Genomic DNA, 11,858 nt, shown 5'->3' with positions numbered 1-11,858 from the left:
GGCGACGTTCAACGCCATCCAGGAGACAGCCATGAACAAGATTTCGATGACCCGGCGAGCCTTCGTCACGTCCGTGAGCGCCGCCGGCCTCGTCGGCGTATCGGGCCTCGCGCTTCCCTATTATTCGCGCGCCAGTCAGCGGCCCGCCTTCACCCATGGCATCCAGTCGGGCGATGTCGACGCAACCAGCGGCGTGGTGTGGACTCGCACCGACCGCCCTTCGCGCGTGATGTTCGAAGTGTCGTCAACGGAAAATTTCGCCAACGCCGCCCGTCTTGCGCCGCTCGATACGTCGCCGGCCAGCGATTACACGATAAAGCGGCTGCTCACCGATCTCGCCTCCGACCAGGACATCTTCTACCGCATGATCGCGGCCGATCTCGCCGACATCAACGCCGTCTCCGAGCCGATCGTCGGCCGCTTCCGCACGGCGCCGGCCTCGAAGCGCGACATTCGCTTCGCCTGGTCGGGCGATACCGCCGGCCAGGGCTGGGGCATCGACGACACCGGCATGAAGACCTATGCCACGATCGGCAAGCATACGCCCGACTTCTTCCTGCATTCCGGCGACACCATCTATGCCGACGGCCCGATGAAGGACGAGGTCGATCTTTCCGGTGGCAGCAAGTGGAAGAACAACGTCCTAATCGACGAAAAGCGCAAGGTTGCCGAGACGCTGGACGAGTACCGGGGTCAGTGGAAATACAACATGATGGACAGGAACGTGTTGGGGCTCAACGCCATCTGCCCGACCTTTTACCAGTGGGACGACCACGAGGTGGTGAACAACTGGTCGGATTCGAAGGACCTGAGCGCCGACGACCGCTACTCGGAAAAAAACATCCATGTGCTGGCGGCACGCGCGGCACGCGCCTTCCACGAGATGACGACGATCCGCTACGAGCCGTCGGAACCGGGCCGCGTCTATCGCAAGATCGCCTACGGGCCGCTGCTCGACGTGTTCTTCCTCGACATGCGTTCCTATCGTGGCTCCAATGGTCCTGGCATGCAGGATACGGTGACGCCGCAATCGCGCATCCTCGGCGAACAGCAGATGAAATGGCTGAAGCGCGAACTGGCAAACTCCAACGCGACCTGGAAAATCATCGCCGCCGACATGCCGCTCGGTCTCGTCGTCTGGAACGACGCCACCAAGAAAGCCGGCGCCGAGGCCATCAGCAATGGCGACAATGGTCCGGCCAAAGGCCGCGAGTTGGAGATTGCCGACCTCCTTCGCTATATTAAGAATGCTGGCGTCACCAACACCGTCTGGCTTACAGCTGACGTGCACTACACGGCGGCGCACTACTACAATCCTGATAAGGCGCAGTTTCAGGACTTCAATCCGTTCTGGGAGTTCGTTTCGGGTCCGCTTCACGCCGGCACCTATGGACCCAATGATTTCGACATGACCTTCGGCCCGGAGCTGAAATTCATCAAGGCGCCAACCGCCGAGCAGGGACAGAACCTGCCACCCTCGGCCGGCCTGCAGTTCTTCGGCCTCGTCGATATCGATGGCGCCACTGAACAGATGACGGTGCGGCTGATGGATCGCGACGACAACGAGCTCTACAAGGTCACGCTCGATCCGGTGCAGTCGGCGTGAAGGCGTCGAAGCGTCGCAATGGGCGGGAACCGGTGGACGGAGGGGCAGGACGGAGTGATTAGAACGACTTCATCCAGCGCCGTTGCATTCTTCCGGAGATCTGCTGCGCCCTGGGATGACAGCCGCCGTCGGCGGTTGTCAGTCCGGATAGCAAACGGTCGGAATTTGGGGCCACACAGCGCTGTCGCAGTTGGCGGCCGCCTGCCTCTCCTTAAAGGCGGCGCTAACCGGCCCGGTCACCACCGGGTCGACGCCATCGGGAGCATCGGCAAATAACTGCTCCGCCGCTCGTGTGTCGGACGGCAGGACAGGCCGCGTTTCCTTCGACGTCGCGGCCGACTGTGCCGCGCCTGCCGCGAGGAGAACGGCGAGGGCCGTCCATGCGAGGATTGGCCGGTATCTGGTGCCCGTATTGCTCATGAAATTTGAACTGTCCCGACCGCGAAAGGTTCCGCTTTGGTTAATAATTCCATTTCACACCAAGACGCTTAAGATTTGGTGACCATGTATTTGGTGGCACGCCTCCTCTTTCGCAATTGCGAAAAACCCTGTATGAGCCGCCCAACCGAAAGAGGCAGCGCCTTTTGGCCTGCTGCCTGCAACACTCCCGAGACCACAACATGAAAATTCGTAATATCGCGATCATCGCGCACGTCGACCATGGAAAAACCACCCTCGTCGACCAGCTCCTGAAACAGTCCGGCTCGTTCCGCGACAACCAGCGCGTCGCCGAACGCGCCATGGATTCGAACGACTTGGAAAAGGAGCGCGGCATTACCATCCTGGCCAAGGCGACCTCGGTCGACTGGAAGGACACTCGCATCAACATCGTCGACACCCCTGGCCACGCCGATTTCGGCGGTGAAGTCGAGCGCATTCTGTCGATGGTGGATTCGGCCATCGTGCTGGTCGACGCCGCCGAAGGGCCGATGCCACAGACCAAATTCGTCGTCGGCAAGGCGCTCAAGGTCGGATTGAAGCCGATCGTCGTCATCAACAAGATCGACCGGCCGGACGCCCGCCACGTTGAGGTGGTCAACGAAGTGTTCGACCTGTTTGCAGCGCTCGACGCGACCGACGAGCAGCTCGACTTCCCGATCCTTTACGGCTCGGGCCGCGACGGCTGGGTCTCGGAAAACCCCGAAGGTCCGAAGGACCAGGGCCTGGCGCCGCTGTTCGACCTCGTCATCAAGCATGTGCCGGCGCCGACCGTCCATCCCGGCCCGTTCCGGATGATCGGCACCATACTGGAGGCCAATCCGTTCCTCGGCCGCATCATCACCGGCCGCATCGAATCCGGCACACTGAAATCCAACCAGGCGGTCAAGGTTCTGCATCATGACGGTAGCCAGGTCGAAACCGGCCGCATCTCGAAGATCCTGGCTTTCCGCGGGCTCGAGCGCCAGCCGATCGACGAAGCGCAGGCGGGCGACATCGTCGCCATCGCCGGCCTGTCGAAGGGCACCGTCGCCGACACGTTCTGCGACTCGTCGGTGACCGAACCGCTGCATGCGCAGCCGATCGATCCGCCGACCGTGACGATGTCGTTCCTCGTCAACGATAGCCCGCTGGCCGGCACCGAGGGCGACAAGGTGACCAGCCGCGTCATTCGCGACCGCCTGCTGCGCGAGGCCGAAGGCAATGTCGCTCTGAAGATCGAGGAGTCGCCGGACAAGGATTCGTTCTTCGTCTCCGGCCGCGGCGAATTGCAGCTTGCCGTGCTGATCGAGACGATGCGCCGCGAAGGTTTTGAGATCGCCGTGTCGCGACCGCGCGTCGTCATGCAGCAGGGTGACAACGGCGAATTGCTGGAGCCGGTCGAGGAAGTCGTTATCGACGTCGACGAGGAGCATGCCGGCGTCGTCGTGCAGAAGATGTCGGAGCGCAAGGCCGAGATGGTCGAGTTGCGCCCCTCAGGCGGCAACCGCCAGCGCATCGTCTTCCACGCGCCGACGCGCGGCCTGATCGGCTACCAGTCGGAACTGTTGACCGACACGCGCGGCACCGCTGTCATGAACCGGCTGTTCCATGCCTACGAGCCTTACAAGGGTGAGCTGCCGGGCCGCACCAACGGCGTGCTGATCTCCAATGAGCAGGGTGAATCAGTGGCTTATGCCATGTGGAACCTCGAAGACCGCGGTCCGATGGTCATCGATCCCGGCGTCAAGGTCTATCAGGGCATGATCATCGGCATCCATTCACGCGACAACGACCTCGAAGTGAACGTGCTGAAGGGCAAGAAGCTGACCAACATCCGCGCCGCCGGCAAGGACGAGGCGGTGAAGCTGACGCCGCCGATTCGCATGACGCTGGAACGCGCGCTGGCCTGGATCCAGGACGACGAACTGGTCGAGGTGACGCCGAAGACCATCCGCCTGCGCAAGCTCTATCTCGACCCGAACGAGCGCAAGCGTTTTGAGAAGTCGGCGAAAGTGGTCGGCGCGGCCTAAATGCAATACCGCGCAATGAGCGGCAAACTCGTCACGGCTGTCATATACGACAATCGGCCCGAGGCCGAAGTTTGCGTTTCGATGCTCGAAGCGTATGGGATCTATGCCCTCGCGACTCATATGACCGACAGCAGGCTCGGCCTGATCCATGTGCAAGTCGTTGACAGTGATGTCGAAGCGGCCAAGGGTTTGATTGGCTCGGTCCCCGAAGAGGGCGACTGACCCCTGGTCGCAGTTATCTCGCCTTATCCACCTGCAGCCGAGATGATGGCTTCCCGGTCGGGCTCACCGACGAGCTCGATGCGGATCACCATCCCCGCTCGAGGCGGCTTGCGCAAAGCTTTGGCCCGGCCCGGACCAACGACCAGCAATCGCTTCTCTTCCCAGGCCTGAAGCCGCGATCGCGAGATGCCGAGTTCGCTGGCGAGCAAGCGGTCTAGCCGCAGCGCTGTCGGCGTTTCGAGCCCGAGTTGGAGTTCGAGAGCGGTGGTGTTTTCCGGCCTGTCGCCGAGCACCTCCTTAAGAACAGCGGCTTCGGAAAACTCCTCGACGCGCCCGGCCCCGCTTCGCAGTGCGGCAACATCGAAGGCATGGCGACGCGCCAGGGCCGGGTCGTTGCTTGCGAGCGCCTGCAGCAGCGCGGGCTAGATCAGCCACGCATCGATGCGCTTGCCGTTGGCGTTGACGCGGAATTCCCCGCTGCAGTGGTAAGGTTTCAGGCCGCCGCAGCGATTGCAGTTGATGTGAGGTCGAGGTGCGGTTTTGGGCGCGATCGCCCAGCGGATAAGCAGTATCGAAGACATGCCGAAAAACCCTTCCCGTCGGGAGGTTCGTCAGATCGGCGATGTCGAGATGCCCATGTGGGCCACGGCGTGGCGAGAGGCTGCGGTGGTCGGAAATTAGGTGTCGCGGGTGGTGAAACGCAACAACGGTTCAGCAGTGCCAAACCGGTCTCGAACCGCCACCCTGAGGAACACATGAATGAAGCAGACGTCGCGAAAACGGCGCCATGCATTGTGTCGGGGGAGTTGACGAGACCGGCGGTTACGTAGGCAAAGTGAAGCTCGAAAATGTGTCGGGACGGAACTCTAGCCGCGAGAAGTTTGGCCGGCAAGGCTCTTCTCGGTGAGCGCTACCGTTGCCCGGCCAGTTGGGCTAGTCTTGCGTAAGAGCCAACGCCCGAAAACAGAGATATCGGTCATGCACTTCACATCGCTTCTGATCTTCGCCGCCGCCCTTTTCGTCGCCGCCGGCTCGCCCGGCCCCTCGATTGCCGCTCTGGTGGCGCGGGTTATCGCAAAAGGCTTTCGCGATGTGTTTCCGTTCCTGCTCGCCATGTGGATCGGCGAGGGTATCTGGCTGTCGCTGGCGGTGTTTGGGCTGGCGGTGGTGGCGCAGACCTTCCATCTCGCCTTTGTCGTGCTGAAGTGGGTCGGCGTCGCCTATCTCGCCTACCTCGCCTGGAAGATGTGGACGGCCCCGGTCGAGGCGCGCGAGGGCGAGATGCCGCGCGAAGAGTCGGCCGTCAAACTGTTCTTTGCCGGCATGGCGGTGACGCTCGGCAATCCCAAGATCATGATGTTCTATCTGGCGCTGCTGCCGACCATCATCGATCTCGCGTCGGTGACGATCGTCGGCTGGGTCGAGCTGACGCTGACCATGGCCGTGGTTCTGGTCGCCATCGATCTGGCCTGGGTGCTGGCGGCGGCGCAGGCGCGAAAACTGCTGAAGAGCAAGCGGGCGATGAAGATCGCCAACCGCGTCAGCGCCACCACCATGGCCGGCGCTGCGGCGGCGATCGCGGTGCGGTCCTGAGCATGATCCCGAAAAGTGGAAACCGGTTTTCGGAAAGATCATGCTCAACCAAGCTACGCGTCAGCCCATTTCGATGATTGGCGCGATCTCGATGCTGAAAGCCGGGTCCTTCAGGATAGGACAATCCTTGGCCTTGCTGACGGCATCGTCGATGTCTTTCGCCTCGATGATTGTATAACCGGCGGTCGGATTGCTGCCGCCATTGTTCTCGACCTTGCCGCCGGGCAGCACGGTCTTCGACATGCCGACCGGATTGCCGCCGTCGACAACGGCCGAGCCGAGCTTACCGTACCAGCCGTTCCAGGCATCCATCGCTGCTTGCCGCTCGGCCTCGTCGGTCGGCATCTTCCCGGAGCCATGATAAACGTATAGAAATTTCGCCATGTTCTCCTCCTTGATCCAGCGGCATCGAACCGGCATGCGGTCGCGCCGTATTGCGATCATCGGACCAAAACGGCGAACACGCAACGAGAATGCGCGGCAGCTAATATAAAGATCATCACCTCGCCATCGCGTGGTATTCATCGTTCGGCCGCATGTCGACCGCCGCCGCCACCCGGTTCGACATGTTGAAGAAGGCGGCGGTCGAGGCGATGTCCCAGATGTCGCGGTCGGAAAAGCCGGCCTCACGCAGTGCTGCCCGGTCGGTCTCGACGATCTTGTCCGGCTGCTCGGTCAGCTTCACCGCGAATTCAAGCATCGCTTTCTGTCTAGCGGAAAGGTCGGCGGCGCGGAAGTTCATCACCATCATCTCGCCAAAGCCCGGGTCGCCGGAAAGCTGGCGCACCGCCGCGCCATGGGCGGCGAGGCAAATAGTAGCAATGATTGATGGAGGAGACGGCGACCGCGATCATCTCGCGCTCCAGCTTGGACAGGCCGGATTGGCCCAGCATCAGATCGTTGTACATATCGGTGAAGGCACGCAGCTTCGTCTCGTCGAAAGCGTAGGCCAAAAGCACATTGGGAACGAGGCCGAGCTTCTCCTCGCATTTGGCGAAATAGGCCCTCGTCGCCTCGCTCAGTTCCGCGGGTGCGAGGCCAAGTGCAGTGATTTTTCCGGCCATGGGCTGTTTTTCCTTGTTCGTCGGTGATTTGCTGACGAATTCCGACATTTCGTCGCAAGCGGTCAAACCTTTGTCGCCAATATCGGCCATCTGCTATCATAGTTATAAAACATATGACGGGAGGGACTAGCGACATGGCCGGCCTGAAATCCGCAAGCCAGTTGAAAAAGATGAGCACGGCCAAAGGCAGCGAGAAACCCGGCAGGCTTGCCGACTACCTGCTGGCCCGAGCGCCAGCCGAAGATGTCGCCGCCTATGAGGTCACCGCCCTCGAACGCGCAGCCGATCTCGCCGGACGCGCCGTCGCCAGGCACAAGAAGGGCGATTGCGTCGTCGCCATAGAGTTTGATTCCGGTGTCGTCCGCCAGGGCAGGCCGATTACCGTGATCACCGTTGTCAACGACAACATGCCGTTCCTGTTCGATTCCATCCTCGGCGAGATCACTGAGAGCGCCGGCGAACCGTTGCTGGTTACCCATCCGGTCATCGTCGTCAGGCACGGCAAGAGCGGCGTCGATGAAATCCTCGGCGATGGCGGCTTCGCCAAGGGCGATCACAGTCATGAGCGGCTGAGCGTCATCCACGTCCATATCGCCCGTCTTTCGGCCGATCAGGCCGACGCATTGGCCGAGCGGCTGAAGAAAATATTAGGCCAAGTGCGCGCCGCTGTCACCGACTGGAAGCCGATGCTGGCCCGCCTCGACCAGGCAATCTCGGAGTTCCGCTACGCTCCGGTGCCGCTCGACAAGGCCCATGTCACTGAAGCGATCGCCTTTCTCGAATGGCTGCGCGACGACAATTTCACCTTCCTCGGCATGCGCGAGTTCAAATACACCGGCGGCGAGAAGAGTGGCATGCTGGAGCGCACCGACAAGCCCGGCCTTGGCATCCTCTCCGATCCCGACGTGCTGGTGCTGCGGCGCGGCACCGAAGCGGTGTCGACGACGCCGGAAATTCGCGCCTTCCTGCACGGGCCGGAACCGCTGATCGTCACCAAGGCCAATGCCAAATCGTCGGTGCACCGCCGCATCTATCTCGATTACATCGGCGTCAAGACGTACACCGCCAAGGGCGTGCTTGCCGGCGAGCTGCGCATCGTCGGCCTGTTCACCTCGACTGCCTACACGCGCTCGGTGATGAAGATCCCTTATCTCAGGTCGAAAGCCGAAACCATCATCGCCAAATCCGGTTTCAATCCTGAAGATCACTCCGGCAAGGCACTGATCAACGTGCTGGAGAGCTATCCGCGCGACGAGCTGTTCCAGGTTCCGGTGCCGATCCTGCGCAAGCACGCCGAAGCCATTCTGGGGCTGATCGAGCGGCCGCGCGTCAGAGCGCTGGTGCGCGCCGATCAGTTCGACCGCTTCGTCTCGATCCTCGTCTTCGTGCCGCGCGACCGCTACGACAGCGTCGTACGCGAGAAGATCGGCACCTATCTGAAGACGGTGTTCCAAGGCCGGCTGTCGGCCTACTACCCCGCCTTTCCGGAAGGCGGGCTGGCGCGTGTCCACTTCATCATCGGCCGTTCCGGCGGCAGGACGCCGAAGATCGACCAGGCGACGATCGAGGCAGCGATCCGCGCCATCGTGCGGACCTGGGACGACATTCTGCGGGAGACCGCGGCCGAGAGCGGCGCAGATGCGGCGCTCACGGCGATCGCTTCGCGCTTCTCGGGAAGCTATCGCGACAGCTTCTCGCCGGCGGAGGCGTTGGCCGATGCCGGGCGCATCGCCAAGATCAGCGCGGCCAATCCGATCGCCATCGACTACTACCGTCATGCCAACCAAGAACCGCATCAAGCGGCGCTGAAGATCTATCACCATGGCAGCCCGGTGGCGCTGTCGCGGCGGGTGCCGGTGCTGGAGAACATCGGCTTCCGCGTTATCAGCGAGCGCACCTTCGAGGTCGGGGACGAGGCTTCCGGCATGGTCTTCATCCATGACATGGAGCTCGAAAACAGCTACGGCAAGCCGATCGACCTTGGCGACCGCGGCGCGCTGTTCGAGGACGCGTTCCTTTCCGTCTGGCGCGGCGACATCGATAATGACGGCTATAACGGCCTTGCCCAGACCGCCGGCCTTTGGTCGAGCGAGGTCACCATCCTGCGCGCCTATGGCCGCTATCTGCAGCAGGCCGGGATCCCGCAGAGCCAGGATTTCATTGCCGCCGCGCTCAACCGCTATCCGGAGATCGCGCGTGGCCTGCATGAGCTGTTCGTCGCCCGCCTCGGACCGATGGCCGAGACGGAAGGCGTAGTCGCAGCCAAGCACCTCAAGGCTAAGATCAGGGATGCGTTGGAAGAGGTTCCCAACATCGATGACGACACGATCATCCGTCGCTACCTCAACCTGATCGAAGCCTCGCTACGCACCAATCACTTCGTTCCCGATCTGAAGGAGAAGGGCCAGTCGCTGGCGATCAAGCTCGACTCGCAAGCGGTCGACGGCCTGCCGGCGCCGCGGCCGTGGCGGGAGATCTTCGTCTACGGTTCCGTGGTCGAGGGCGTGCATCTGCGCTTCGGCCCAGTCGCCCGCGGCGGTCTGCGCTGGTCGGACCGCGCCCAGGACTACCGCACCGAAGTGCTCGGCCTGGTCAAGGCACAGCAGGTCAAGAATGCGGTGATCGTGCCGGTTGGCGCCAAGGGCGGTTTCTATCCGAAGAAGCTGCCGATGGGCGCCGGCCGCGACGCCATCTTCGAAGCCGGCGCGTCCGCCTACAAGAACTATGTCTCCAGCCTGTTGTCGATCACCGACAATATCGGCCTAGACGGCGTCATTCCGCCAGCCGGTGTGATCAGGCGGGACCAGGACGATCCCTATTTCGTGGTCGCCGCCGACAAGGGCACGGCGACCTTCTCCGACACCGCCAACGCCATCAGCGAGAAACATGGCTTCTGGCTCGACGACGCCTTCGCCAGCGGCGGCTCGGCCGGCTACGACCATAAAAAGATGGGCATCACCGCCAAGGGCGCCTGGGAAGCAGTCAAGCGGCATTTCCGCGAGATGAATCGGGATATCCAGACCACGCCCTTCACCGTCGTCGGCGTCGGCGACATGTCGGGCGACGTGTTCGGCAACGGTATGCTCCTGTCCGAAAAGACCCGGCTGATCGCCGCCTTCGACCATCGCGACATCTTCATTGATCCCGCTCCCGACATGGCGGCTTCGATGGCCGAGCGCCGGCGCATGTTTGCCCTCACCCGTTCGAGCTGGCAGGACTATGACAAGACAAAACTGTCGGAAGGCGGCGTCATCGTCTCGCGCAGCCAGAAGTCGATCACGCTGCCGCCCGCCGCGGCCGCGGCGATCGGCCTCGGCAAGACGACCGCTTCGCCGGTCGAGATCATGAGCGCCATCCTCAAGGCGCCGGTCGACCTTTTGTGGTTCGGTGGCATCGGCACATATCTGAGGGCATCGACGGAAACCAACCAGGATGTCGGCGACCGCGCCAACGATGCTATTCGGGTGACCGCGCTCGATGTGCGCGCCAAGGTCATCGGCGAGGGCGCCAATCTCGGCGCGACGCAGCGAGCCCGCATCGAGTTCGGGCTGAATGGCGGGCGCTGCAATTCCGACGCCATCGACAATTCGGGCGGCGTCAACTGCTCGGACGTCGAGGTCAACATCAAGATCGCGCTGGCTTCCGCCATGCGCAAGGGGGCGCTGACCCGCCCAGCGCGCAACAAGCTTCTTGCCGAGATGACCGACGAGGTGAGCGCGCTGGTGCTGTCCAACAATTACGAGCAGACGCTGGCGCTGTCCCTTGCCCGCAAGCGCGGCCTTGCCGACATCGCCCATCAGAGCCGTTTCATGGCAGCGCTCGAGGCGCGCGGTCTGCTCGACCGCAATGTCGAAGCTCTGCCGTGGCCGGCAGCCCTTGCCGAGCGCGAGGCGCGCGCCGAGCCGCTGACCAGGGCCGAGCTCGGCGTGCTGTTGGCCTATGCCAAGATCGTGCTGTTTTCCGACATCGTCGCCAGCGACGTGCCGGACGATCTGCATTTCGACCGTGACCTGATGGGCTATTTTCCGGACCGTATGGCGAAGAAATACGCGGCCGAGATCCATGGCCATCGCCTGCGCCGCGAAATCATTGCCCGTGTCGTCGCCAACGATCTGGTCAACCGGGGCGGCCCATCCTTCGTCAACAGGCTGCAGGAAGCAACCGGACGCAGTGCGGCCGACGTGGTCCGGACCTTCGCCGTGGTGCGCGACGGCTTCGGCTTGCCGGCGCTCTATCGCCAGATCGACGCGCTCGATAACCAGATCGACGGGCAGGTGCAGCTCGACCTCTATCAGGCGGTTAGCCGGCTCACCTATGTGGCCAGCGGCTGGTATCTCAAGAACGATAGCGGCACCGCACCGCTCGGCCAACGGATCGCCGAGTTGCAGGACGCGCGCAAGGCACTGGAGCCGAAGCTGGTTTCGCTGCTGCCGGCCTTCTCGCGCGAGCGGATCGAGGAGCGGCGGCATGGTCTGTCCAAGGGCGGCGCGCCCGAAAGACTGGCAGAACAGCTGGCGCTGACCGATGTGGCGGGCGTCGTCCCTGACATCGCGCTGACGGCCCGAACGGCGAACGCCGACATCGTCGTCGCTGCGAAGGCGTTTTTCGCGGTCAGCGATGCCTTCCGCATTCCGCGCGTCGAGGATGCGGCGCGCTCGATCGCGCCGTCCGACTACTACGACCAATTGGCGCTGTCCCGCGCCACCGACACGATCGGCGCGGCCAGGCGCGGCATCGCGGTGGCGGCGCTCACCGGCCACGCCAAGGCGGCGGATCCGGTGACGGCGTGGCTGGAGGCCGGCGGCGAGAGGGTCGGGCGCATCCGCGAGCGGCTGCAGGCGCTGACCGAGGGCGGCGACATCACGGTGTCGCGGCTGTCGGTGGCATCGGGGCTGATCAGCGACCTGGCGGTGCTGTGAGAAG

At 63.0% G+C, this 11,858-nt stretch carries 7 protein-coding genes and 2 pseudogenes; 5 read left to right on the top strand and 4 right to left on the bottom strand.

The features are described from left to right. The first annotated feature begins 31 nt into the window (after window positions 1-31). The gene (locus ACWTU8_RS25750; RefSeq protein ID WP_455850361.1) at window positions 32-1,606 is read left to right on the top strand and encodes an alkaline phosphatase D family protein; all 1,575 of its coding nucleotides are present in this window, start codon (window positions 32-34) and stop codon (window positions 1,604-1,606) included. A 138-nt stretch (window positions 1,607-1,744) separates the two neighbouring features. Here ACWTU8_RS25750 and ACWTU8_RS25745 read toward each other — a convergent pair whose 3' ends face one another. Next, window positions 1,745-2,026 (bottom strand): hypothetical protein, encoded by a 282-nt coding sequence (locus tag ACWTU8_RS25745; protein WP_029349103.1) that lies wholly within the window; start codon window positions 2,024-2,026, stop codon window positions 1,745-1,747. A 200-nt stretch (window positions 2,027-2,226) separates the two neighbouring features. Here ACWTU8_RS25745 and typA point away from each other — a divergent pair, with 200 nt between their 5' ends. Beyond that, window positions 2,227-4,056, top strand: a complete 1,830-nt coding sequence (typA, locus tag ACWTU8_RS25740) for a translational GTPase TypA (RefSeq protein ID WP_455850360.1) — start codon at window positions 2,227-2,229, stop codon at window positions 4,054-4,056. Between the two features lie 15 nt (window positions 4,057-4,071). Beyond that, window positions 4,072-4,278 carry a hypothetical protein gene (locus tag ACWTU8_RS25735; protein ID WP_166487868.1) on the top strand — a complete coding sequence of 69 codons (207 nt, stop codon included), beginning with the start codon at window positions 4,072-4,074 and terminating at the stop codon, window positions 4,276-4,278. 23 nt (window positions 4,279-4,301) lie between these two features. On the opposite strand, the pseudogene ACWTU8_RS25730 reads toward ACWTU8_RS25735, so the two are convergent. Then, a pseudogene (locus ACWTU8_RS25730) lies at window positions 4,302-4,859 on the bottom strand (DUF1062 domain-containing protein). Window positions 4,860-5,256: 397 nt separating this feature from the next. Between ACWTU8_RS25730 and ACWTU8_RS25725 the strand changes: the two are divergent. Further along, window positions 5,257-5,871 carry a LysE family translocator gene (locus tag ACWTU8_RS25725; RefSeq protein ID WP_455850359.1) on the top strand — a complete coding sequence of 205 codons (615 nt, stop codon included), beginning with the start codon at window positions 5,257-5,259 and terminating at the stop codon, window positions 5,869-5,871. A gap of 60 nt (window positions 5,872-5,931) precedes the next feature. On the opposite strand, the gene ACWTU8_RS25720 is transcribed toward ACWTU8_RS25725, so the two are convergent. After that, the gene (locus ACWTU8_RS25720; protein ID WP_455850358.1) at window positions 5,932-6,255 is read right to left on the bottom strand and encodes a hypothetical protein; all 324 of its coding nucleotides are present in this window, start codon (window positions 6,253-6,255) and stop codon (window positions 5,932-5,934) included. A gap of 115 nt (window positions 6,256-6,370) precedes the next feature. Then, window positions 6,371-6,935 (bottom strand): annotated as a pseudogene (locus ACWTU8_RS25715) (peroxidase-related enzyme). A 134-nt stretch (window positions 6,936-7,069) separates the two neighbouring features. On the opposite strand from ACWTU8_RS25715, the gene ACWTU8_RS25710 reads away from it, so the two are divergent. After that, window positions 7,070-11,854 carry an NAD-glutamate dehydrogenase gene (locus ACWTU8_RS25710; RefSeq protein WP_455850357.1) on the top strand — a complete coding sequence of 1,595 codons (4,785 nt, stop codon included), beginning with the start codon at window positions 7,070-7,072 and terminating at the stop codon, window positions 11,852-11,854. Window positions 11,855-11,858: the final 4 nt, after the last annotated feature.

This window comes from Mesorhizobium sp. BHbdii (assembly GCF_053848045.1).
The sequence above is the reverse complement of the archived record's forward strand: the minus strand, read 5'-3'. Positions and strand labels throughout refer to the sequence as shown.

What these genes read in the sequence shown, in the direction of transcription:
- ACWTU8_RS25725 (WP_455850359.1), top strand. Translation starts at nt 5,257, where the DNA reads ATGCACTTCACATCGCTTCTGATCTTCGCCGCCGCCCTTTTCGTCGCC.
- ACWTU8_RS25710 (WP_455850357.1), top strand. Translation starts at nt 7,070, where the DNA reads ATGGCCGGCCTGAAATCCGCAAGCCAGTTGAAAAAGATGAGCACGGCC.
- ACWTU8_RS25735 (WP_166487868.1), top strand. Translation starts at nt 4,072, where the DNA reads ATGAGCGGCAAACTCGTCACGGCTGTCATATACGACAATCGGCCCGAG.
- ACWTU8_RS25720 (WP_455850358.1), bottom strand. Translation starts at nt 6,255, where the DNA reads ATGGCGAAATTTCTATACGTTTATCATGGCTCCGGGAAGATGCCGACC.
- ACWTU8_RS25745 (WP_029349103.1), bottom strand. Translation starts at nt 2,026, where the DNA reads ATGAGCAATACGGGCACCAGATACCGGCCAATCCTCGCATGGACGGCC.
- typA (WP_455850360.1), top strand. Translation starts at nt 2,227, where the DNA reads ATGAAAATTCGTAATATCGCGATCATCGCGCACGTCGACCATGGAAAA.
- ACWTU8_RS25750 (WP_455850361.1), top strand. Translation starts at nt 32, where the DNA reads ATGAACAAGATTTCGATGACCCGGCGAGCCTTCGTCACGTCCGTGAGC.